Raw genomic sequence first — 24,153 nt, forward strand, 5'->3', positions numbered from 1 at the left:
GTCATGCCGGAGTGAGCCATAGCGTGGCGAGCGGCGGCAGCCGTAGCGTTGCCGACCACGCTTCGCCGTGCGCGGGCACATCCTCCGCCCACACGGCGCCGTCGTTGCCGGCGTTGGTGCCGCCGTAGACGGCGGCGTCGGTATTCATCAGTTCGCGCCACGCGCCGGGCGCGGGCAGCCCGACGCGATAGCCGGTGCGCGGCACGGGCGTGAAGTTGCAGACGGCGACGACGGTGTGCCCCGCATCGTCGCGGCGCGCGAACGCGAACACGCTGTTGTCGCGGTCGTCGCCGATCAGCCAGGCGAAGCCGGCCGCATCGCAGTCGAGCGCATGCAGCGCGGGCTGCGCCGCGTAGGTGCGGTTCAGGTCGCGCACGAGCCGCTGCACGCCGCGATGTGCGGGCGCGTCGAGCAGATCCCAGTGCGGCGTGCCGTCGTGCGCGAACTCGGCCCACTGCGCGAGTTCGCTGCCCATGAACAGCAGCTTCTTGCCCGGATGCGCCCACATGAAGCCGAAGTACGCACGCAGCGTCGCGAGCCGCTGCCAGGCGTCGCCGGGCATTTTCGACGCGAGCGAGCCTTTGCCGTGCACGACCTCGTCGTGCGAGAGTGGCAGCACGAAGCGCTCGGAGAACGCATAGACGAGCCCGAACGTCATGCGGTCGTGGTGATAGCGGCGATGCACGGGATCCTCGTGCAGATACGCGAGCGTGTCGTGCATCCAGCCCATGTTCCACTTGAAGTCGAAGCCGAGCCCGCCGTCGCGCGTCGACGCGGTGACGCCCGGCCACGCGGTCGACTCCTCGGCGACCGTGACGACGCCCGGCGGCGCATCGTCGCCGTGCAGCGTGTCGTTCAGTGCGCGCAGGAATGCGACCGATTCGAGGTTCTCGCGGCCGCCGTAGATGTTCGGCACCCACTCGCCGGCCGCGCGCGAGTAGTCGCGATACAGCATCGACGCGACGGCGTCGACGCGGATGCCGTCGACGTGATAGCGGCGCGCCCATGCGAGCGCCGACGCGATCAGGAACGCGCCGACCTCGTTGCGGCCGACGTTGAACACGCAGGTGTGCCAGTCGGGATGCATGCCTTCGCGCGGGTCGGCATGCTCGTACAGCGCGCTGCCGTCGAACTGCGCGAGCCCGTGCGGATCGTCGGGGAAGTGCGCGGGCACCCAGTCGACGAGCACGCCGATGCCGGCCGCATGCGCGCGATCGACGAAGCGCGCGAAGCCGTCGGGCGGCCCGAAGCGCGCGGACGGCGCGAACTGCGCGAGCGGCTGATAGCCCCACGAGCCGCCGAACGGATACTCGGCGATCGGCATGAATTCGACGTGCGTGAAGCCCATGCCGCGCACGTACGGAATCAGCCGCTCGGCGAGCTCGTCCCAGGTCGCGTTGCGGTCCATCTGCTCGGGATAGCGCTGCCACGATTCCGGATGCACCTCGTAGATCGACCACGGCCGCCGATAGCGGTCGCCGTGCGCGCGCGCCTGCAGCCACGCGTGGTCGTGCCAGGCGAAATCGTCGACCGCGCCGGTATCGGCGACGATCGAGGCGGTACGCGGCGGCGCCTCGGTCGCGCGGGCGCACGGGTCGGCCTTGTGCGGCAGCACGCGCCCGTCGGCCGCGCGCAGCTCGTACTTGTAGCGCTCGCCGGCGCCGATCCCCGGCACGAACAGCTCCCACACGCCCCACGGCAGGCGCAGCCGCATCGGATGACGGCGGCCGTCCCACGCATTGAAGTCGCCGACGACCGATACGCGTTGCGCGTTCGGCGCCCAGACCGCAAAGCGCACGCCGTCGACGCCGTCGATGCAGGTCGGCACCGCGCCGAGGCAGTCGAGCACCGCCGACGGGTTGCCGGCCGCGAAGCGCGCGAGCGTCGCGTCGTCGAGCAGCAGCCCGAACGCGTAAGGGTCGTCGATCACGTGCCGCGCGCCCGGCCACTCGACCGCGAGCCGGTAGCGGCCGTCGTGCGCCAGCGTGCCGGCGAAGCAGCCCGCGTCGTCGACGCGCGCGAGCGTGCCGAGCTCGGCGCCGTCCGGCGCGAGCACGCGCACGTGCTGCGCGCCGGGCAGCAGCGCGCGCACGATCGTGCCGCCGTCGTGCGCATGCGGCCCGAGGCAGGCGAACGGATCGGGATGGCGGGCGCCGAGCAGCGCGTCGATGTCGGCGCGGTCGAACAGCGCGTCGGTCATGACTCGTCTCCGTCTTCGGCGCCGCGATGTTCGAGCAGCCGCTCGACGAGGGCCGCGAGGCCGCCGACCGGCACGCAGAGCCAGTCGGGACGGTTCGCGGCCTCGTAGCAGAGCTCGTACGACGCCTTGTCGATGAGGAACAGCGCGAGCAGCCGGTCGGTGTAGCGCGGATCGACGAAGCGCACCGGCGCATGCTCGGCGGCTGCGCGATAGCAGTCGACGAACGCGTCGGCGGCCGCGCGGCCGAAGCGCTCGAACAGCGCGCGCTTGCGGTCGGCGGCCTGCGGCGGCGCTTTCTCGATCGCGAACTGTCCGGTCGCGCTCACGTACGACAGCGAGCGCAGGAAGCCGGCCACGTCGCGCAGCGGGTGCGACTTCGCACGGCGTCGCTCGAGCGCGCGCGCGGGCTCCCCTTCGAAGTCGATCAGCAGCGCGTCGCCCTGCACGTCGAGCACCTGCCCGAGATGGAAGTCGCCGTGAATGCGCGTGCAGTGCGCGTCGAGCGTGCGCGGCACGAGTTCGCCGAGCGCGCGCACGGCCGCGTCGCGCGAAGCGAGCAGCCGTTCGGCGGCCGCGCGCGTGTCGGCGTCGAGGCCGTCGAGCCGCGTGCCGAGACAGTCGAGCGCCTGCTCGAACGACGCGATCGCGTCGGCGCACCAGCCGTCGACATGCTCGGGCGTCGCGCGCTCGGGCGCGAACGCCGGATCGTCGGACGGCTGCGCGAGCGCGACGTGCAGCTCGCCGAGCCGCTTGCCGACGACACCGGCGAACGCCGCATAGCCGAGCAGCGCGTCCGTCTCGGCGTCGGGCTCGGTCGTGTCGGCGTCGTCGGCGGCCGGCAGCGCGAGCTCGTCGACCGCGCGTTTCAGGAAGTCGAACGAACGCGTCCACGCATCGCCCTGGTTGTCGACGAAGCGCTGCAGGATCGCGACCGTATGCGGGCGCCCGTCCGGATCGACGTGCACGACTTCGCCGGCGAGCGCGGCGGTGTTCTGGTAGCCGATGCGCGTCAGATGCCGGCTCATCTCCGCTTCGGGATGCACGCCGTGCGCGACCTTGCGCACGAGCTTCAGCACGATCGCCTCGCCGATCACGAGCGAGCTGTTGCTCTGCTCGGCCGCGAGCCAGCGCACTTCGGCTTCGTCGCCGGGGTCGAGCGACGCCAGCGCGGCCTCGGGCAGGAACGCGAGATGGCCGCCGTCGGACGTCGGCACCGTCGCGCCCGCGCGCAGCTTGCGCAGCATCCCGTGCGCGAACGCGGGCAGCGCGAACGCGTCGGTCAGATAGCCCACCGTATGGCCGCGCCGCACGCGCGCGAGCGCGAGCTGCGCGAACAGCGGGCCGGAGGTCTCGCCGCCCCACGCGACCGCGAGCGGCACGACGTAGCGCTCCGCGTGGCTGTCGCCGCGCACCGTCACGCAGGCTTCCGCGTACTGGAACGATTCGCCCGGAATCGGCGTGACGACGTTCAGGCGCGCGTCGGCGATCGTGCGGTCCTTCGACGCGAACCAGCGCCGCCGCGTGAGCCACGACGCGAGCGCGTCGTGCGCGAGCGTGTGCAGCTGCGCGACGTCGGGCCGTGTGTCGCCGCGCCGCATCACGAGCGTCACGTATTCGGGCAGCGGTTCCGCATGTGGCTGCCGCCACGCGGGCTCGCGGCCGTGCGCCGACAGCACGAACCAGAGGAAGCCGTACGGCGGAAAGGTGAGCAGATACGGGAGCTGGCCGACGGGCGGGAACGGCGAGTCCGAGGTCATCTCGATCGGCACGCGCCCCGCGAATTCGGACAGGTCGAGTTCGACCGCCTGCGACGCGCGCGACAGGTTCGCGACGCAGAGCACCGGGTCGTGCCCCTCGAGTTCGCGCAGATAGGCGAGCACCTTGCGGTTCTCCGGGCGCAGGAAGCGGATCGATCCACGGCCGAACACTTGCGTCGCGCGCCGTGTCGCGAGGATGCGCCGCGTCCAGTTCAGCAGCGAGTGCGGGTCGCGCGTCTGCGCTTCGACGTTGATCGCGTCGTAGCCGTACAGCGAACCCATGACGGGCGGCAGCACGAGCAGTTCCGGGTCGGCGCGCGAGAAGCCGCCGTTGCGGTCCGACGACCACTGCATCGGCGTGCGCACGCCGTCGCGGTCGCCGAGATGGATGTTGTCGCCCATGCCGATCTCGTCGCCGTAGTAGATGACGGGCGTGCCGGGCATCGACAGCAGCAGCGAATTGATCAGCTCGATGCGGCGCCGGTCGCGCTCCATCAGCGGCGCGAGCCGGCGCCGGATCCCGAGGTTCAGCCGCGCGCGGCGGTCGCTCGCGTAGGTCTGCCAGAGCAGGTCGCGCTCGGAATCGGTGACCATCTCGAGCGTGAGTTCGTCGTGATTGCGCAGGAACACCGCCCACTGGTTGCTCGGCGCGAGCGCCGGCGTCTGCCGCATGATGTCGATGATCGGAAAGCGGTCCTCGCTCGCGATCGACATGTAGATGCGCGGCATCAGCGGAAAGTGGAACGCCATGTGGCATTCGTCCTCGTTGCCGAAGTATTCCTGCACGTCCTCCGGCCACTGGTTCGCTTCGGCGAGCAGCATCCGGTTCGGATACTCGGCGTCGATCGTCGCGCGGATCCGCTTCAGGATCGCGTGCGTCTCCGGCAGGTTCTCGTTGTTCGTGCCTTCGCGCTCGACGAGATACGGCACCGCGTCGAGGCGCAGCCCGTCGATGCCGAGGTCGAGCCAGAAGCGCATGACCTGCAGCACCTCGCGCACGACGGCCGGATTGTCGAAGTTCAGGTCCGGCTGATGCGAGTAGAAGCGGTGCCAGTAGTACTGGCTCGCGACCGGATCGTGCGTCCAGTTCGACGTCTCGGTGTCGAGAAAGATGATGCGCGTGCCGGCGTATTTCGTGTCGGTGTCGGACCACACGTAGTAGTTGCGGTACATCGAGCCCGGCTTCGCGCGCCGCGCGCGCTGGAACCAGGGATGCTGGTCCGACGTATGGTTGATCACGAGCTCGGTGATGACGCGAATGCCGCGCGCATGCGCTTCGCGGATGAAGCGGCGCACGTCGGCGAGCGTGCCGTAGTCGGGATGCACGTCGCGATAGTCGGAGATGTCGTAGCCGTCGTCGCGGCGCGGCGACGGATAGAACGGCAGCAGCCAGATCGCGTCGACGCCGAGTTCCGCGATGTAGTCGAGCTTCGCGATCAGCCCCGGGAAGTCGCCGATGCCGTCGTTGTTCGAGTCGAAGAACGACTTCACGTGCACCTGGTAGATGATCGCGTCCTTGTACCACAGCGGATCGTCCGCGCAGAGCGCGGGCGCGGGCCGGCGCACGCGGCGCTGGCGCGGCGAGCCGGCGCGCGGATGCGACGCGAACTGCGCGCGCCGCACGTCGTCGAGGGAATCTTCGCGTTTCATCTTCCATGTCCTCCCGACGAGCGACGGTCGTCGTCCGTGGCGGGTCTGCTTGCCCGCGCCGCGCCGGCGGCGGGCGCCAGTCGCCAGATCGTGTAAGGCCGCACGTGCGGATCGAGCGACACGTATTGCCGATGGCCGCGCCACGTCGTCGGGTGCGCGGCGTCGTGTTCGTGCGCGTCGAGCGGTTCGCCTTCGACGAGCCCGAGGCCGCGCCACAGCGCGCCGTCGAGCGTGAAGTTCGCGGCCTGCGGGTGCCACGGATCGAGGCTGATCGCGACGACGACCACGCTGTCGAACGCGGGCGTCGCCTTCATGAACACGAGCACCGCGTCGTTGTCGGCGTCGACGAACGTGATGCCGAGATGCGTCTGCAGCGCGCGGTTGTCGCGCCGCGCGCGGTTCAGCCGCGCGATCTCGGCGCCGATGTGCGCGGCCTTGCTCCAGTCGCGCGCGCGCAGTTCGTACTTCTCCGCGTCCGCGTATTCCTCGCTGTTCGGCAGCGGCGCCGATTCGCCGAGCTCGAATCCCGAATACATGCCCCATGCGCCGGACAGCGTCGCCGCGAGCGCCGCACGGATGACGAACTGCGTACGCGGCGCGTTCTGCAGGTGGCGCGGATTGATGTCGGGCGTGTTCACGAAGAAGTTCGGCCGGAAGTACTCGCGTGCGGGGCCTTGCGTCAGTTCGGTCAGATACTCGATGAATTCGCGCTTCGATTCGCGCCAAGTGAAGTAGGTGTACGACTGCGAGAAGCCGAGCTTCGCGAGGCGGCCCATCATCCCGGGCCGCGTGAACGCCTCGGACAGGAACACGACGTCCGGATGGCGGCCGCGAATGTCGGCGATCATCCACGCCCAGAACGGCAGCGGCTTCGTATGCGGATTGTCGACGCGGAAGATCCGCACGCCCGCGTCGATCCAGAACTGCACGACGTCGCGCAGCGCGAGCCACAGGCCGGGCAGCGCATCGGGCGCATAGAAGTCGGGGTTCACGATGTCCTGATAGCGCTTCGGCGGATTCTCCGCATAGCGCAGCGAGCCGTCCGGACGCCATGCGAACCAGCCGGGGTGCGCCTTGAGCCACGGATGATCGGGCGAGCACTGGATCGCGAAGTCGAGCGCGATCTCGAGCCCGTGGTCGCGCGCCGCGTCGATCAGCCGGCGGAACGAATCGAGCGTGCCGAGCTGCGGGTGCACGGCCGTGTGGCCGCCGTCGGGCGAGCCGATCGCGTACGGGCTGCCGACGTCGTCGGGTGCGGCCTGCAGGCTGTTGTTGCGCCCCTTGCGCGCGGTTGTGCCGATCGGATGGATCGGCGGGAAATACAGCACGTCGAAGCCCATGTCGCGAATGCGCGGCAGGTGCGCGATCACGTCGTCGAAGGTGCCGTGCCGATCCGGATCGTTGCTCGCCGAACGCGGGAACATCTCGTACCAACTCGAGAAGCACGCGGCGCGGCGGTCGACGTCGACCGGATAGACGGTATCGTCGTGCGTGACGAAGGGCCGGTAGCGCAGCGCGGCGACCGCATCGGCGAGCGCGGGCGCGCCGAGCAGCGCGAGCCGGTCCTCCGGCGACGCGCGCTTGAATTCCTTCGTCAGCTGCTCGATGCGCGCGCGCGCCTGCGGATCGACCGGATCGGCGAGCTTCGCGGCGGTCGCGAGCAGCAGCTGCGCCTCGCGCAGTTCGAGCGACACGTCCTGGCCGGCCGCACGCTTTTTCGCGACGTCGTCGACGAGCGACGCCCAGTCGTCGCGCCACGCGATCACGCGGAATTCGTGACGGCCGAGCCGGTCGAGCCTCACCTGCGCGCGCCAGCGATCGTTCGGCTCGGCGACGAACGGCACCTCGCGCCAGTCGCTTTCGCCGGCCGCGCGCCACGCGAGCACGGCCGCGAGATGCGCATGGCCGTCCGAGAAGATCGACGCGCGCACGACGAGCGTCTCGCCGACCACGCGCTTGACCGCAAAGCGTCCGCCGTCGACGGCCGGCTCGACGCGCTCGATCGCGATCCGGTCGGCGCCGAGCGCGGCCGACAGCGCGTCCTGGTCGCGTTCGGGGTCCGCCGGCAGCGTCGCGGGCGGCGCGCGGCGCGCGTCGCGCAGCGCGCAGGCGCCGGGCGCGAGCGTGAACGCGTCGAGCGCGGCCGGCGTGCGCGACGGCGCGTCGTTCGGCGTCGCCACGTGCGTGAAGCCGCCCGGCACGCCGGGCAGGATCGTCGCCGGATCGACGCGCGCTTCGGCGTCGAGATCGGGGTTCAGCGCGATCAGCAGCGCGTCGTCGTCGTATTCGAGCGACGCGCTCGTGCCGCGCAGCAATACGGTCGCCGGTGCGTCGGGCGCGCTCAGCTGCAGCAGTTCGCCGCGTGCGGCCGCGACCGGCGTCGCGCGGCGCCAGGCGTTCGCGTCGGCGAGCGTACTCGACAGATCGAAGCGCGCGGCGTCGAACGCGGCGCGGTAGCGCGCGGCGCTCGCATCGCGTGCCATCAGCGGCAGTGCGACGCCGCGCTCGAAGCCCATCGGCACGAGCCAGCCCGTGCCGACCGCGGCGGCCGTCCACAACGCGCGGCGATAGGCCCGTGCGACGCGCTCGTCGGGCGCATCGCGCCAGTCGTCCGCGAGACGCGGGCCGTCGAACGCGTCGGGAAACGCGATCGGTGCGCCGATGCGGCGCAGGAAGCGGTGCTCGTCGACGAACCACGGCGCGCGCAGATCCCACCAGCGCGCGGACGAGAACACGGCGTCGAAGCCGGCCGATTCGAGCGGCGCGAGCGCGTCGCGCGCATGGCCCGGCACGCCGGCGATCAGCGCGAGCGACGGCCGCACGCGCTGCAGCGCGGCGCGCCACTGCGCCCACCATGCGGCCGGCAGGTGCTGCGGCGCGTCGACCAGAAAGCCGGCGGCGCCGGCCTGCGCATAGGCCGTCAGATGCGCGCGCCACCACGCCGACAGCGCATCGCGCGCCGCGTCGTCGGTCAGGTTTGCGTGCGCGATGTCCTGCGCGTGTGCAGCGCTGCGCGGGTCGATCAGCGCGTCGTCGTGCGCGCGCTCGACGTACCAGTGCGGATGCGCGGCCCGCAGCGGGTTGTCGCGCGCGACGCGCTCCGGCACGACTTCGAGCAGCACGCGCAGCCCGTGCCCTTGCGCGAGCTGCGCGAGCCGCGCGAAGGTGTCGAGCGCGCTGTCGCGCGTGCCGAACACGTCGGCGGGCCGGTCGAAATCCGCGACGTGGCGCGCAAAGCCGGCGGGGCTCGACGCCCAGAACGCGCCGACGAGCACATGATCGAAGCCCATCCCCGCGACATGCGCGAAGGTCGCCGACCATGCGTCGAGCGGCCCGACGAGGCGGGCGTCGCAGAAGTAGAGATGCGGAGCGAAGGTCGGCACAGGTTCCATGTGAGCGTTCGGGCAGGCAGCGAGGGCGATCAGGGCGCAAGCCGAACGCAACGCGCGTGCCCGCTCCGCGCAGCGCCGCGCGACAACGCCGGCGCGGTGCCGCGCCGATGCGGCCCTGTCGTTTTTACATGAGGTGCGTACCGGGAACGCGCGGCGGCGCGGCGCACGCTCACATGCGCGGCACCGAGCGGATGTCCGTGCTGTCGCCGAGCGCCGAGGCGTCGTCCGCTTCGGGCAGCGGCGCGCCGGGGTCGTAGCGCACGATCGCGCCGCGCTCGATGCGGTGCGGGAAATCGGGCGGCGCGTCGACCGTGTCGCCGAAACAGGCGCGCACGTACGCGCGCAGCAACGCGACGCGCGCATTCGGGCCGCGCGCGGCGCAGGTCGACGGGCCGTCGGCGAACGACGCGTCGCACTCGACCTCGCCGCCGCGCCGCACGATGCGCAGGTCCGTGACGCGATCGAGCACGGCGCCCGCGTCGGCCCACGAGCGCGACGGCGCGAAGTGCGCGTCGAGCCGGCGCAGCGCGTCGCACGCGGCCGTCACGACCACGGTCGGCGTGACGGCCGTGAAGCGCAGTGTGTCTTCGTGGTCGGCGCAGAGGCCGCGCACGCACCAGTAGTCGAGCGCGGTTCCGTCGAGTTCGTCGATCTGCATGGAGCTCTCCGTCGTCAGGGGGCGTCTTTGCGCGCAAGCGGCGTGCCCGGCCGGTCGAACGGTGCGGCGGCCGGCTCCGGCTCCGGCTGCGGCGCGCGCATCCGCGCGACGAGCGGATAGTGGTCGGACGCGTGCCGCGCGCGGGCGCTGCGATGGACCGCGACGTCGACCAGCAGCTCGCCCGGATGCACCCAGATCCGGTCGAGCGAGAACAGCGGGCAGACGGTCGGAAACGTGCGCGGCGCGGGCGCGCGCCGGAACCGCGTGACGAGCGCCTGCAGCGCGCGGCCGCGCACGAACCATTCGTTGATGTCGCCGAGCAGGATCACCGGCATCGCCCCGGTGTCGAACGCGGCGAGCAGCCGCTGCACCTGCGCGCTGCGTTCGCGCGCGGACAGCCCGAGGTGCGTCGCGACGACGCGCAGCGGGCCGGTGCGGCAGTCGATGTCCGCATCGAGCGCGCCGCGCGGCTCGCGCTGATGGAACGACAGATCGAGCGTGCGCGCCGCGCGGATCGGATAGCGCGACAGCACCGCGTTGCCGTAGCGGCGCTCGGCCGTATCGATCGTCGGGCCGGCCGCCGCGTGCATGCCGGTCGCGTCGCGCAGATGCGCGAGCACGTCGGGCCCGCGCGTGCCGCCGAGCGGCACTTCCTGCAGCGCGATCACGTCCGCGTCCAGTTCGTCGATGACCGCGGCGATCCGGTCCGCTGCGCGCGCGTGCCACGGGCCGTAGCCGCCGTGGATGTTGTACGTCGCGATGCGCAGGTCGCGGCCGCCCGGCGCGGCCGCGGGCGGCGCGGGGGCCGTGATGACTTCGGGCGGCGCTGCCGTGTGCCGGATCAGCGCCATCGCCGCAGCATCCTGACGAGCAGCGCCGACACGCCGACGAGCGCGATGCCGATCGCCGCGAGCCACGCGAACGCGGTCGGCCCCGGATGGCTGAACGCGGCGAGCAGCTGGTTCGCGAAGATCACCGTGAGCACGATGCCTGGCAGCATGCCGATCGCCGTGCCGATCACGAAGTCGCGCAGCCCGATATGCGACGCGCCCGCGACGAGGTTGACGACCGTAAACGGCGCGATCGGCAGCAGCCGCAGCACCGTCATCGCGACCACGCCGCGTTTGCCGAGATGCTCGCTGAGCCGGTTCGCGCGCGCGCCGGCGAGCCGGCGCACCGCGTCGCGGCCGAGCCAGCGGCCGAGTCCGTAGGTCGCGACCGCGGCCATCAGGGTGCCCGCGCCCGCATAGGCGAAACCGGGCCACGCGCCGAACACGAGGCCGGTCGCCGCGATCAGCAGCGTGATCGGCACCGCGAGCGTCGCCGCAATCACGTAGCCGAGCAGCAGCAGCACGGGCGCGGCCGGCAGTCGCGACATGCCGGCGGCCGCATGTGCGAGCGATGCGACGTTCAGGCGCTCGCCGAGCGGCGAGAAGCGCCACGTGAGCGCGAGCGCGGCGATCAGCAGCACGATCGCGCCGAGCACGAGGAAGCGCGCGCTGAGCGTGCGGTGCTGTTCGCGCGGCACGAACTCGCGGATCAGCCGATCGGGCTCGATCGGCTGCTCGGGATCGAGCCACGCGCTGACCGGCACGAGCGCGTCGAGCTGCGGCGCGACCGACGGATCGAGCGTGCGCAGCGAACGTCCGCGGTCCTTGCGCAGCCGGTCGAGCGCGTCGTTCGGCCGCGCGCCGCGCGCGAGCGCGTCCGCGAACGCGTCGGCGACGGTCGCGGGCGTCGTGCCGAGATGCTCGGCCAGCAGGCGGTCGCGCGTGCCGGCGATCGCGGCGCGCACGCGCGGGTCGCCGGCCGCGACCAGCGCGACGCAGCATTCGGTGTCGAGCAGCATCGAGCGGTTGTTCAGGTTCGCGCTGCCGATCATCAGGCATTCGTCGTCGACGATCGCGACTTTGCTGTGCACGTTCACGCAGCCGTCGCCGAGCCCGTCGACGTGCGGATACAGCAGCCGGTAGCGCCCGAAGCGGTCCGCCGCGACGAGCGTGGCGTGCAGCCGCGCGCGCAGCACGCCCATCGTCGCTTCCTGCAGCCAGCCGCTCTGCACGCGCGGCGCGACGACCGTCACGTCGGGCCCGTCCTCGTCGGCGAGGCGCGCGGACAGCGTCTCGCGCACGACGGCCGCGGTGAAGTACTGGTTCTCGATATACAGATGGCGGCGCGCGGTGCGGATCGTGTCGGCGACCAGTTCGCGCACCTGGCTCACCGGCGCCGAGTCGCGATGGCGCGGCGCCGTATAGGCGATGCCGAGCTGCACGTCGCGCACGTCGACCTGCGCGCCGGGCGGCCACGGGTCGGGATCGTCGTCGCGTTCGAGATGCTTGTGCGCGCGGATCGCGATCGGCCGTCCGCATGCGCGCAGCCAGCGCGCGCGTGCCTGCTCGCCGATCGCTGCGGCCGCGTCGCCGTCGAACATCGTGTGCACGTCGTGGAACGGTCCGTACGGCATGCCCTGTTCGTCGCGCCGGCGCGGGTCGTCCGCCGCATGCGCGGGCGTGTCCCAGCGCGCACGCGTCAGATCGAGGCCGCCGACGAACGCGAGCCGGTCGTCGATCACGACGAGCTTCTGATGATGCGACGCGCCGCGCGGATGCGCATCGTCGAGCCGGAACACGATCCCGCGATGCGCGCGCCAGCTCGCACGATAGACGGGCGGCCAGTCGCGCTCGAGCGCGTAGATCATCGCGAAGTCCCACGCGAGCACGTAGATCCGCAGGTTGTGCCGGCGCGACGCGAGCGCGTGCAGGAACGCCGCGAGCGTATCGGGGAAGCCGTCGTCGGCGCCGCCCGGCATGAGCCGCATCCGGCTGTCGACGTCCCAGCCGAGGATGAACACCGTATGGCGCGCACGCAGGAGCGCGGCCCGCAGTGTCGAGAAATACGCGTCGCCGTCGATCAACGTCGCGAAGCGGTCCGCATGACGAATCGTGTCGCAGTTGCGGCCGACCTCGAGCAGGCCGTGCCGGACGATCGCGTCGCCCGGTGCGGCGCCGCGCTGCGCGTCGTCGGCGCGCGCCGGGCCGGCCGTCGCGAAGCCGGTGCGCGAGCCGCGGGCCGGCACGATCATCGTGCGTCGACGTCCCGGTCGCCGTCGATGCGCTGCAGCAGCACGTCGCAGCGTGCGCGCAGCGCCTGCATTTCCGGCGAATGCGCGTCGAGGCGTACGCGCTCGCCGTCGGCCGGCTGGCCGTGCGCCGTCGCGACCTCGTAGATGCCTTCCGCGATCGCCGAGGCGGCTTCGACGATGCGGATCCGGTCGAGCCAGTCGCATTCGGCGTGGTGGTACGCGAGCCATGCGCGCAGCGCGCCGACGACCTGGCCGATCGTGAGCCACGCGCCGGAACGCATGCGCGCGGCCAGTTGGCTGGTGACGAGATACGAAAGCAGATCGGTCTGGGTCACACGAGACTCCTTGACGAAGTGTCGGGACGGCAGATCCGTACGCCGGCGAGGTTTTGCAGCGTCCGGCAGATCGCCGCGAATTCCACCGGGCTCGTTCGCGAGAACGAGACCGAGATGTCGTCGGTGTCCGGATCGTCGTCCGACTGCTGGACGATGAACCGCTTCACGCGCACGTGCCGCGTGCCGAGCGCGTCGTGCAGCGTGCGTAGCGTGAGCCCGCCGCGCTCGACGACGAGCCGCAGCGTGCGCTGTTGACGCTGCGCGATGAAGCGGCGTTCGAGCGGCTTCACGCCCGCGAGGATCACGAGCACGATGACCGTCGCGCCGACCGACGCGACGATCATGCCGCCGCCGACCGCGAGACCGACACCGGCGACGGCCCAGAGGCTCGCCGCGGTCGTCAGCCCGCGCACTACTTCGCCGCGCAGCAGAATCGAACCGGCACCGAGAAAGCCGATGCCGGACACCACCTGCGCGGCGACGCGCGACGGATCGAGTACGACGCCGTTGCGGCCGGCGACGTCTTCGAAGCCGTAGGTCGACACGAGCATCGTCAGCGCGGAGCCGACGCACACGAGCATGTGCGTGCGCAGGCCCGCGGCCCAGTTCAGCCGCTCGCGCTCGAGGCCGATCACGCTGCCGAGCAGCGCAGCGAGCAGCAGGCGTCCGAGGAGTTCGACGTGGCCGATCATCGCGTGTCTCCCGAGGTGGCGCCGACCCGGTGCCGGGACGGTTCGATGCCACGGGGATGCAAGCGGCGTGCCGGTTCGCCACGCGCGGGTACGCCGCGTGCGCGCGCAGCATCGGGCGCGCGCGGCCGTCGTGCGGCGCGCATTTTTTTCAGATGATCGCAGATAAGCACAGGAGGCCATCGTGCAGCATCAACAGGACGCACAGGTACGCGATCCGTATCGCGGCCACGAGATCCGCGTGTGGGCGCGGCGCAACGAGCGCGGCGCATGGCGCGACGAAGTGCAGCTCTACGTCGACGGCGCACGCATCGAGCTGATCGTGCCGGAGCCGGCCGGCCCCGAATGGCTGACCGAGGACGAAGCGCTGCGTGCGGGCGTCGAGCGCGGCCGCTATCTGGTCGACAAGCGCGTCGACGACGATTGACGGCACGGCGCTTGCGCCGCCTCTGCCACTGTGCGGCCGCGCGGCGGCCGCTTGCCGGGAGACACGATGGACGACGACACGCGCATCCTCCATATCTATCGCTACGACCCCGATCGGGACGCGGCGCCTTACATGCAGCGCTACGAGATCGCCGTGCAGCCCGACGACCGGATGCTGCTCGACGTGCTCGGGCGCCTCAAGCGCGAAGACGAGACGCTCTCGTATCGACGCTCGTGCCGCGAAGGGATCTGCGGCTCCGATGCGATGAACATCAACGGGTCGAACGGGCTCGCGTGCCTGACCAACATGAAGACGCTGCCGCGCGAGATCACGCTGCGCCCGCTGCCGGGCCTGCCGGTCGTGCGCGACCTGATCGTCGACATGACCGACTTTTTCAATCAATACCACTCGATCAAGCCGTATCTGATCAACGATACGCCGCCGCCCGAGCGCGAGCGCCTGCAGTCGCCGGCCGAGCGCGACCAGCTCGACGGGCTGTACGAATGCATCCTCTGCGCGTGCTGTTCGACGCAGTGTCCGACGTTCTGGTGGAATCCGGACAAGTTCGTCGGGCCGGCCGGGTTGCTCCAGGCGTACCGGTTCATCGCCGATTCGCGCGATCTCGCGACGGGCGAGCGGCTCGATAACCTCGAGGATCCGTATCGGCTGTTCCGCTGCCGGACCATCATGAACTGCACGAGCGTGTGCCCGAAGGGGTTGAATCCGGCGCGCGCGATCTCGAACATTCGGGCGATGCTGGTGCGGCGCGCGGTGTAACGGGCGAGGCGAGGGTGGCGATCGTGGAGCGCTTGCGAGCAGGTGTGTGATGCGGTGGCGGCGATGGTGCGCGCGAGGCGGTGTCTCGGTGGCGCGCGCGTCGTGATCGAATGCGTGTTTGCCGCGATTGTCGGTATGTGTCAGCCTGCCGGTGGCGCGCAGTACTGTGCCAGTGAGTGGACGAACGCGGCGGGCGGTCAGTCGTGGCCGTCCTGCCTTGCAATATTTTTCGTTAGCGGTGACAAGAAGCGTTACGGATGTCGTTGCGAAAGCAACTAGTCGAGATTGAACGCGCGGCCCGTATGCGCGTTGCTGTCGGCACACCGTGAATTTGTCGTAGTCTGCCTGCGTGCCTGCGTGCCTGCGTGCCTGCGTGCCTGCGTGCCTGCGTTCCGCGGCGCACCGCCCGTCTCCCACGTCATCGATGAATCGCCGCACGCAGTCTGCGCACATCCTGCGTCGACACCGGCGCCGCGCGATTGCCCCATGCGCCGCGCACGTAGCTGACGACCGCCGCGATTTCGCTGCTCGTCAGCGCGCCGCGCATCGCCGGCATGCGCCGCACGCCGCTACGATCGTCGCTTGGCGCCGGACGCGCACCTTCGACGACGATGCGGATCGCGCTCGTCGGATCGGCCGCGACGACGACCGGATTGCCGGCGAGCGGCGGGCCGTGATGCGGTATGCCCGTTCCGTCCACACCGTGACAGCGTGCGCAGAAGCTCGCATATACGCCCGCGCCGGGCGCCTGCTGGCCGCCTTCGGGGCGCGGGCCGGCCGCGGTCAGCCGCGGCATGCCGACGCCGAGCGGATTCGTCGCGGCAGTCGGTTGCGCGGGCAACGACTTTAGATAGACGGCGATCGCATGGCGATCGCCGTCGGTCAGCAGCGCGGTGCTTTCGCCGACGACCGGCGCCATCGCACCGAACACCGAACCGTGCCGCGTGTGGCCGTCGCGCAGGAATGCCGCGATGTCGTCGACGGACCAGCGGCCGAGTCCGTCGTTGTCCGCACCGGTCAGGTTCGGCGCGAACCAGTGATCGGTCACGCCGCCCGTCAGAAACTTCGCGCTGCGCTCGTCGTAGCCGCGCTCGTTATATGCGGGGCCGCGCGGCGTATGGCAGGCGCCGCAGTGGCCGAGCCCCTGCACCAGGTACGCGCCGCGGTTCCATGACGCGGAGTGCGACGGCGACGGCACGAAGCGTTCGTCGTTGGCGAACACCAGGCGCCACAGCCCGAGCGCCCAGCGCTGATTGAACGGAAACGGCAGCGCCGTGCGCTTGCCGGCCTGCGGCGACGGCGCGACGCCGTGCATGAAGTACGCGTAGAGCGCACGCACGTCGTCCGGATGGAGCCGCGCGAACGAGGCATACGGCATCGCCGGATAGAGGTTGCTGCCGTCCGCGCGCACGCCGCGCCGCAATGCATCGTCGAACTGCTGCAGCGTGTAGCGGCCGATCCCGTGTACGGGATCGGGCGTGATGTTGGGCGCATAGATCGGACCGAACGGCGAATTCACCGGCTGTCCGCCCGCGTAGGGCGTGTGGTCGGCCGCATCGTGACATGCGGAGCAGTCGCCGGCATGGGCGAGATAGCGGCCGCGCTCGATCAGCGCGGCATCGGCATCCGCGGCGGTCGCCGCGACGAGCGGCCGGCGCACGTCGTCGTGCGCCGACGCATCCGGCACCGCAGCGCCGGTTCCCGAGGCAGCGGATGCCGACGCTTGCGCGTCCGACGCACCGCCACCCGCCGCCGCACCGCCGTGCCGCGCGGATAGCCGCGCATCGCGCTCCGCGCGCGCGGACATCGCCGCATCGGCCGGCGCGCGAATCCGCGTGAAGCGCCATCCGGATGCCGGCTCCGGCGCGGACGCCGCCGATGCCGCATCGGCCGCATCGGCCGTATCGCGTTGCGCGCTGCCGTCGTCGAGCGGATCGCAGCCGCCGAGCACGGCGGAGAGCGCGAGCGCCACGATCACCGGCCGACGCGCGCAGCGCAAGCCAAACCGGAAGCGAAACCGAAAGCGAGCGGGCGAGATCAGCGCCATGGACTGCACGGCCCCACGAAACCTGTGACGATCCCGGTAAACACGAGACCGACGACGAACCCGAGCGCGGCGAGCACCGCGCAGCGGACCAGAAACCGCGTGCTGTCGTCGCGCGTCGCCGCGCGGATGTCGGGCTCGTCGGGCCGGCGCCAGACACGGGCGATCCACGCCGCACACGCGGCCGCGAGCGCGAACGCGCCGCCCGCGATGAGCGCGAGCCAGACGCCGACATGCGCCCAGCGCGGCGCGAGCTGCGCGACGCCGAGCGGATAGCACGCGGTCGACGCGAGCGTCTCGGACGCAGCCATCTGCGCGAACCACAGCGCGGGCGCGCCGACGAGCCCGGCCGCGATCGCGAGCAGCGGCGTCAACGAACGGCGGGCGTGTGTCATCCGGGCCTCCTGAGCCAGTACGGCGTCACGTACAGCGCGGTGAAGATGAACAGCCAGACGAAATCGACGAAGTGCCAGTACAGCGCGCCGACGGTCAGCGCGACGCGCCGCTCGCGGTCGAAGAAGCCGGCCGCGGTCCAGCCGGCGAGCAGCGCGAGAATCGCGAGCCCCGCGACGACGTGCGCAAGGTGAAAGCCCGTGATCGTGAAATACAGGCTGCCGTACAGATGGGCGGTCGGCCCGTACGGATGCTCGCGCCATTCGTGCAGCTGGACGAGCGCGAACGCGACGCCGAGCACGAGCGCGACGGCGAGCGCGGCGACGGCACGCGGCCGACGGCCGGCGCGCACCGCCCGTTCGGCGAGCCAGACGAACACGCTGCTCGACAGCAGCACGGCCGTGTCGACGCCGGCGAGCCCGAGCTTCGGCATCCCTTCGGGCGGCCACGGCGCGGCCGACTGCGACTGGAGGTAGAAATAGCTGAACAGCAGATAGCCGAACAGGCCGGCCTCGGTCACGACGAGCGTCAGCACACCCCACCAGCCGCCCGCGCGTTTGCCGCAGCTGCCGACCGGCAGCGGCGCGCCATACGGCGCGGGCGCGGCCGGCGGTGCAGCGGCAGCGGCCGGCTCGTGCATCGTGAACGGCGCGGGCGGCGGCACGCCGTCGCGCTCGGGGGCGGGGGCGCGCTGGCCGAGCGAGCGGCGCGGCCACAGCCACGCGCCGAGCGCGATCGCGCAGCCGAGCGCGGCAACGCCGACGAGCGTCGGCGAGCGCACCAGCATCGCGGCGAACACGGCCGTCGCGAGCAGCGACAGCACGAACGGCACGCAGGTGTCCTCCGGCATCTTGAGGATCGCGCTCGGCGTCGCGGCGAGCGGCGACACCGCGAGCGCCTCGCGCCCGTCGGCGAGCCGGTAGCCGACGCGCAGGCTCGAACGGCGCGGCTCGCCGCGCGTTTCCCACAGTGGATGGCGCGACGCGATCAGCGGCAGCACCGCGAAGTTGTAGGCGGGTGTCGGCGACGCGACCGACCATTCGAGGCCCGGCGCGCCCCACGGATTGTCGCCGGCGCGCGCGCCGCGCCGCGCGCTGACGAGCGCGTTGATCACGAACATCACGATGCCGATGCCGAACACGAACGAGCCGATCGTCGTCAGCAGGTTCGACGTATCCCAGCCCATGCCGGACGGGTAGGTGTAGATGCGGCGCGGCATCCCTAGCAGCCCCGACACGTGCATCGGAAAAAAGCCGACGTTGAAACCGATCAGCACGACCCAGAACGTCCAGCGGCCGACGCGCTCGTTCATCATCCGGCCCGTGAACTTCGGAAACCAGTAGGTGATGCCGCCGAGCACCGGAAACACGTTGATCCCGAGCAGCACGTAGTGCAGATGCGCGACGACGAAGTACGTGTCGGTCAGCTGCCAGTCGAGCGGCACGGCCGCCGTCATCACGCCCGATACGCCGCCGATCACGAACATCAGCACGAAGCCCGCGAAGTACAGGAACGGCGTGCGGAACACGGGCCGCCCGGTCCAGATCGTCGCGATCCACGCGAACACGGCGACCGCGCTCGGAATCGAGATCAGCATGCTGGCCGCGCCGAAGAACGCGAGCGCGAGCGGCGCGATGCCGGTCGCGAACATGTGATGCACCCAGACCTCGAAGCCGATCAGCATCGTCGCGACGGTCGACACCGCAACGGCTTCGTACGCGACGAGCGGCCGCCGGCAGAACGTCGGCAGTGCATCGGACACGATCCCCATCGCGGGCAGCACGACGACGTACACCCACGGGTGCGCGAACATCCAGAACAGGTGCTGCCAGAGCAGCGGGCGGCCGTCGTGCGCGACGTCGAAGAAGTGCGTGCCCGCATTGCGGTCGAGCCACAGCAGGAAGAACGCCAGGCTCACCGACGGCACCGCGACCAGATTCGCGACGGATGCGGTCAGCGTGCCCCACACGATGATCGGCAGCCGGTCGATCGACATGCCGTGCGCGCGCATGCGCAGCAGCGTGACGACGAAGTTCGCGGCGCCGCCCGTCGTCGAGATGCCGAGCAGGATCATCCCGAGCGCATAGATGTCGATGTTCGCGCCCGCGCTGTAGTCGAGCGACGTGAGCGGCACGTAATTGAACCAGCCGCCGTCGGGCACCGCGCCGAGCGGAAAGCTCGCGTAGAGGAACAGCCCCGCGAACAGGAACACCCAGTACGAGAACGCGTTCAGCCGCGGAAACGCCATGTCGCGCGAGCCGAGCATCAGCGGCCACAGATAGTTCGCGAAACCGGACAGCACGGGCAGCGCGTACAGGAAGATCATCGTCACGCCGTGCATCGTGAACAGCGCGTCGTACTGCGCGGGCGTGAGCAGCGTCGCGTTCGGCCGCGCGAGCTGGATGCGCATCACGAGCGCCTCGACGCCGCCGAGCAGCAGAAACGCGAAGGCGGTGACGATGTAGCGCAGGCCGATCCGCTTGTGGTCGACGGTGCCGAGCCAGCCGCGCCAGCCCGGCTCGGACTCCCACAGCGCGGCGAGCGCGCGCTCGTCCGGCGAGCCGGGCGGCGCGTCGCCGAGATCCGGCACGCGCTCGAGCACGGGGCGGGAGTCGTGGGTGACGGCCATCGGCATCCTCCGTTCAGTGCAGCGTCGCGAGATAGGCGGCGAGATCGTCGGCGTCGCGCGGCGCGAGCGCGAACGACGGCATCAGCGTCTGCGGCTTGATCTGCTGCGCGTGCGCGATCCAGCGGCGCAGGTTGTCCGGCGTGTTGTCGAGCGTGCCGGCCGCGAGCGACCGGCGCGACGCGAGGTGCGTGAGGTCGGGACCCGCATCGCCGGCCGCATCGGTGCCGCGCACCGCGTGGCAGCCCGCGCAGCGCGCGGCGAACACGCGCGCGCCGTGCGCGGCCGCGCCTGCGGGCGGTGCGGCGGCCGGCTGGCGCTGCGCGTCGAGCCACGCGCGAAACGCGTCGGGCGGCTGCGCGACCACGTCGAACGCCATGTGCGCGTGCTGCGCGCCGCAGTACTGCGAGCACTGGCCGCGATAGACGCCGGGCCGGTCGGCCTGCAGCCACTGCCGGTTCGTCTGGCCGGGAATCGTCTCGGTCTTGCCCGCGAGCTGCGGCACCCAGAATGCGTGGATGACGTCCGCGCTCTTCAGTTCGATCGCGATCGGCTCGCCCACCGGAATATGGATTTCGTTCGCGGTGACGAGCGCCGGTTCGCCCGGATAGCGCACGGCCCACCACCAGTCGTGCGCGATCACGGTGATCGTCAGCGCGGGCGGGCGCGGCGGATAGGCGACCGCGCCCAGCACGCGCAGCATGTAGACGAGCGCGCCGAACAGCAGCACGGCCGACACCGCGCTGCCGATCGCGACGAAGCGCACGCCGTCGCCGCCGCGGGCCTCGCGCCTGCGGCGGCGAAACAGCGCCAGCGCGAGCAGCGTCGCGATCGCGATGCAGACGAACGTGCAGAGCGCGAGCAGCGCCCACCCGAGCACGAACACCGGCCGCGCGGCGGGGCCGGCCGCGTGCGCGACATACGCGAGCGGCAGCGGTTCGGCGGCGGCCTGCGCGCATGCAATGGCTGCGGACGCAACGATACACGCGAGGGCGCACGCGACGCGGCGCACGTTCGGGGAAAGCGGGACCAGCAACGCGACTCCTTGCCGAATGCGGCGGACGACGACGGCGACAGGCGGTGCAGCAATTTCCGTGCGTGCGCGCGGCGAGTGCGGCGCGCGACGCGTGCGCGCGTGCATCGGCGGCCGCGTTACAGCGGCGTTGTAAATCGGGCGTGCGCGCGCGCCGTGCGGCCGGATCGCATGCGCCGGCCGTCGCGCGGCATGCCGGTTGCTCCGTCGCCCGCGTCCCTGGCGCGCGGCGTGTGCACGGCCGCGACGCGCGGGCCACGGAGCAGATCGGAGGAAACGAACGTGAAAACCGTCGCGATCACGGGCGCGAGTGCCGGCGTCGGCCGCGCGACCGCTCATGCCTTTGCCCGGCTCGGCGCGAACGTCGCGCTGCTGGCGCGCGATCCGCGCGCGCTCGAGGACGCCGCCGCGGAAGTGCGGGCGTACGGCGTGCAGGCGCTGCCGATCGCGGTCGACGTTAGCGACGCCGCCGCGCTCGATGCGGCCGCCGCGCGCATCGAGCGCGAGCTGGGGCCCGTCGACGTGTGGGTCAACAACGCGATGGTCACCGTGTTCGCGCCGTTCGACGCGATCGCGCCGGAGGATTTCGCGCGCGTGACCGACGTCACCTATCTCGGCTGCGTGAACGGCACGCGCGCGGCGCTGGCGCGGATGCGCACGCGCGATCGCGGCACGATCGTGCAGGTCGGCTCGGCGCTCGCGTATCGGTCGATTCCGCTGCAGGCGCCGTATTGCGGCGCGAAGCATGCGATCCGCGGCTTCACCGACGCGCTGCGCTGCGAGCTGCTGCACGACGGCAGCCGCATACGCGTGACGATGGTGCAACTGCCCGCGATCGATACGCCGCAGTTCGACTGGGCCGAATCGGAACTGCCGAACAAGCCGCGGCCCGTCGCGCCGGTATACGCGCCGGAAGTCGCGGCCGATGCGATCGTGCGCGCCGCGCGTCGGCCGTGCCGCGAACGCTGGGTCGGCTGGTCGTCGCTCGCGGCGATCCTCGCGAACGGCGTCGCGCCGGGCTGCTTCGACCGCTATCTCGCGTACACGGCCGTGCGCGCCCAGCAGCGCGCGGAGCCGGCCGGCGTGCGCGCGTCGAACCTGTGGGAGACGGTGCCGGACGGGCACGCGACGCGCGGCGCGTTCACCGACGAGGCGCACCGCACGGGCGCGGACGGCGCGCTCGGCTCCGCGCGCGCGCTCGCGTTCGGCGCGGCGTTCGTGCTGGTCGCGGCCGGTGTCGCGGCCGCGCGGAAGCTGAACCGATGAGTGCGACGCCGATCGAGGACTACGCACCGATCGGCGACGGCCGAAGCGCGGCGCTCGTCGCGCGCGACGGCAGCATCGACTGGCTCTGCTGGCCGGACTTCGATTCGCCGCCGTGCTTCGCCGCGCTGATCGGCACGCCCGAGAACGGCCGGTTCCGGCTCGCGCCGCGCGAGCCCGACGCGCGCGCCACGCGTCGCTATCTGCCCGGCACCGCGATTCTCGAAACGACGTTCGACACGTCGTCGGGCCGCATCGTCGTGATCGACTGGATGAGCTGGGCCGCGGACGATCCGTGCCTGATCCGCAGCGTGCGCGGCGAGCACGGGTGCGTCGCGCTCGACGTCGAGCTCGGCGTGCGCTTCGACTACGGCTATGCGCTGCCGTGGTGCCGGCGCTTCGGCCGCCGCTGGCGGATGATGACGGGCGGCGACGCGATGTGGGTCGACACCGATGCCCGGCTCGACGTGCAGGACGACCGGCTGGTCGGCACGCCAACGATCGCGGCCGGCGAGCGCATCGATATCTGCATCAGCTATGCGCGCTCGTACGACCGCGCGCCGGCGGTGCCCGATGCGTATGCGTCGCTGCGCGACACGCACGCGTTCTGGCGCGCGTGGTCGCGCAGCCACGCCGCGCAGGGGCCGTACGGCGACGCGATCGAACGCGCGCTGATCACGATCAAGCTGCTGACGAGCCGGCGCACCGGCGGCATCGTCGCCGCGCCGACCAGTTCGCTGCCCGAGCGCTTCGGCGGCGTGCGCAACTGGGACTACCGGTTCTGCTGGCTGCGCGACGCGAGCTTCACGCTGCGCGCGCTCGCGCGCTGCGGCTATCGCGACGAGGCGGCCGGCTGGCGCGACTGGCTCGTGCGCGCGATCGCCGATCATCCGTCGCAGCTGCAAGTGCTCTATGCGGCCGACGGCAGCCGCCGCGCGGACGAATGGCAGGCCGAGCACCTGGCCGGCTACGGCGGCGCGCGGCCGGTGCGCTTCGGCAACGCGGCCGCGCAGCAACAGCAGCTCGACGTCTACGGCGAAGTGCTCGGCGCGCTGTATCAGGCGCGCCGTCACGGGCTGCCGCCGGACGACGACGCGTGGCTGCTCGAGCGGCGGCTGATCGACCATCTCGCGACGATCTGGCGCGAGCCCGACGAAGGGATCTGGGAAGTGCGCAGCGGCCGTCATCAGTTCACGTCGTCGAAGGCGATGGTGTGGGCCGCGGTCGAAAGCGCGTACCGTTCGGCGCGCGCGTTCGGACATCACGCGCCGCTCGACGACTGGCGGCGCTGGGCCGACACCGTGCGCGACGAGGTGCTCGCGCGCGGCTATCACGCGAAGCTCGGGCGCTTCGTCGATCGCTTCGACGGCGACGGCCTCGACGTGAGCCTGCTGCTGATTCCGCTGAGCGGGATGCTCGATGCGAGCGACCCGCGCGTGGCGGCGACGGTCGCCGCGATCGAGCGCGAACTGCTCGAGGACGGGCTGCCGTTCCGCTATCGGCCCGAGCGTTTTGTCGACGGTTGCGAAGGGGACGAGGGCGCGTTCGTCGCGGCCGGCTTCTGGCTCGCGCAGGTGTACCGCCTGCAGCGCCGCGACGACGATGCGCACGCGCTGTTCGAGCGGCTGCTCGCGCTGCGCAACGACGTCGGGCTGCTGTCCGAGGAGTACGACGTGCACACGCACCGGATGTGCGGCAATTTTCCGTTTACGCTCGCCCACGTCGCGCTCGTCAACGCGGCACTCGCGCTGCAGTGCGACGCACAGCAGGACGACGTCGGCGTCGCGTAGGGCCGCCGGCGCCGCCGAACGCGGCACGCCGGCGCCA

Annotated in this window: 16 protein-coding genes; 4 read left to right on the forward strand and 12 right to left on the reverse strand. The window is 71.6% G+C overall.

What is annotated here, in order from left to right; translation table 11 throughout:
* Position 1: 1 nt before the first annotated feature.
* The 8 genes from glgB to NP80_RS01750 all read right to left on the reverse strand — a co-directional run bounded on the left by glgB (position 2) and on the right by NP80_RS01750 (position 13,766).
* Positions 2 to 2,200 (reverse strand): 1,4-alpha-glucan branching protein GlgB, encoded by a 2,199-nt coding sequence (gene glgB / locus NP80_RS01715; protein ID WP_045592847.1) that lies wholly within the window; start codon positions 2,198 to 2,200, stop codon positions 2 to 4.
* Positions 2,197 to 5,607 (reverse strand): maltose alpha-D-glucosyltransferase, encoded by a 3,411-nt coding sequence (gene treS / locus NP80_RS01720; RefSeq protein WP_045592848.1) that lies wholly within the window; start codon positions 5,605 to 5,607, stop codon positions 2,197 to 2,199. Before treS ends, glgB begins: the two co-directional genes overlap by 4 nt.
* A complete protein-coding gene (locus tag NP80_RS01725; RefSeq protein WP_045592850.1) occupies positions 5,604 to 8,999 on the reverse strand; it encodes a maltotransferase domain-containing protein in 3,396 nt (1,131 codons plus the stop codon). The genes treS and NP80_RS01725 overlap by 4 nt, the downstream gene beginning before the upstream one ends.
* Before the next feature lie 169 nt (positions 9,000 to 9,168).
* Positions 9,169 to 9,657, reverse strand: a complete 489-nt coding sequence (locus NP80_RS01730; protein ID WP_006411228.1) for a phage protein NinX family protein — start codon at positions 9,655 to 9,657, stop codon at positions 9,169 to 9,171.
* Between the two features lie 14 nt (positions 9,658 to 9,671).
* Complete coding sequence (locus tag NP80_RS01735; RefSeq protein WP_006411227.1) at positions 9,672 to 10,508, reverse strand: endonuclease/exonuclease/phosphatase family protein; 837 nt, start codon at positions 10,506 to 10,508, stop codon at positions 9,672 to 9,674.
* Positions 10,499 to 12,739 carry a VTT domain-containing protein gene (locus tag NP80_RS01740; RefSeq protein WP_006411231.1) on the reverse strand — a complete coding sequence of 747 codons (2,241 nt, stop codon included), beginning with the start codon at positions 12,737 to 12,739 and terminating at the stop codon, positions 10,499 to 10,501. Before NP80_RS01740 ends, NP80_RS01735 begins: the two co-directional genes overlap by 10 nt.
* Entirely contained in the window at positions 12,736 to 13,074 is a 339-nt protein-coding gene (locus NP80_RS01745) for a hypothetical protein (RefSeq protein WP_006405125.1), read from the reverse strand. Before NP80_RS01745 ends, NP80_RS01740 begins: the two co-directional genes overlap by 4 nt.
* Positions 13,071 to 13,766 carry an MgtC/SapB family protein gene (locus tag NP80_RS01750; RefSeq protein WP_006405126.1) on the reverse strand — a complete coding sequence of 232 codons (696 nt, stop codon included), beginning with the start codon at positions 13,764 to 13,766 and terminating at the stop codon, positions 13,071 to 13,073. The genes NP80_RS01745 and NP80_RS01750 overlap by 4 nt, the downstream gene beginning before the upstream one ends.
* Before the next feature lie 181 nt (positions 13,767 to 13,947).
* On the opposite strand from NP80_RS01750, the gene NP80_RS01755 reads away from it, so the two are divergent.
* Positions 13,948 to 14,190 (forward strand): DUF6566 family protein, encoded by a 243-nt coding sequence (locus tag NP80_RS01755; RefSeq protein ID WP_006398965.1) that lies wholly within the window; start codon positions 13,948 to 13,950, stop codon positions 14,188 to 14,190.
* Positions 14,191 to 14,256: 66 nt separating this feature from the next.
* Complete coding sequence (locus NP80_RS01760; RefSeq protein WP_006398966.1) at positions 14,257 to 14,967, forward strand: succinate dehydrogenase/fumarate reductase iron-sulfur subunit; 711 nt, start codon at positions 14,257 to 14,259, stop codon at positions 14,965 to 14,967.
* Between the two features lie 418 nt (positions 14,968 to 15,385).
* On the opposite strand, the gene NP80_RS01765 is transcribed toward NP80_RS01760, so the two are convergent.
* From NP80_RS01765 to coxB, 4 genes are read right to left on the reverse strand one after another with little or no spacing between them, the layout of a single operon-like run.
* On the reverse strand, positions 15,386 to 17,014 hold the full coding sequence (locus tag NP80_RS01765; protein ID WP_006411229.1) for a cytochrome c: 1,629 nt from the start codon (positions 17,012 to 17,014) through the stop codon (positions 15,386 to 15,388).
* Positions 17,005 to 17,406, reverse strand: coding sequence for a hypothetical protein (locus NP80_RS01770; RefSeq protein WP_006405131.1), 402 nt, complete (start codon positions 17,404 to 17,406; stop codon positions 17,005 to 17,007). The genes NP80_RS01765 and NP80_RS01770 overlap by 10 nt, the downstream gene beginning before the upstream one ends.
* Positions 17,403 to 20,033 (reverse strand): cytochrome c oxidase subunit I, encoded by a 2,631-nt coding sequence (gene ctaD, locus NP80_RS01775; RefSeq protein WP_006405132.1) that lies wholly within the window; start codon positions 20,031 to 20,033, stop codon positions 17,403 to 17,405. Before ctaD ends, NP80_RS01770 begins: the two co-directional genes overlap by 4 nt.
* A gap of 13 nt (positions 20,034 to 20,046) precedes the next feature.
* Positions 20,047 to 21,066, reverse strand: a complete 1,020-nt coding sequence (gene coxB / locus NP80_RS01780) for a cytochrome c oxidase subunit II (RefSeq protein WP_035488539.1) — start codon at positions 21,064 to 21,066, stop codon at positions 20,047 to 20,049.
* A gap of 279 nt (positions 21,067 to 21,345) precedes the next feature.
* Between coxB and NP80_RS01785 the strand changes: the two genes are divergently transcribed.
* Together NP80_RS01785 and NP80_RS01790 are read left to right on the forward strand one after the other, a co-directional pair.
* Positions 21,346 to 22,329: an SDR family oxidoreductase gene (locus NP80_RS01785; RefSeq protein WP_006405135.1), complete on the forward strand. Its 984-nt coding sequence runs from the start codon at positions 21,346 to 21,348 to the stop codon at positions 22,327 to 22,329.
* Positions 22,326 to 24,116 (forward strand): glycoside hydrolase family 15 protein, encoded by a 1,791-nt coding sequence (locus NP80_RS01790; RefSeq protein WP_006409498.1) that lies wholly within the window; start codon positions 22,326 to 22,328, stop codon positions 24,114 to 24,116. Before NP80_RS01785 ends, NP80_RS01790 begins: the two co-directional genes overlap by 4 nt.
* Positions 24,117 to 24,153 lie beyond the last annotated feature (37 nt).

Source organism: Burkholderia multivorans ATCC BAA-247, from assembly GCF_000959525.1.
GTDB lineage: Bacteria > Pseudomonadota > Gammaproteobacteria > Burkholderiales > Burkholderiaceae > Burkholderia > Burkholderia multivorans.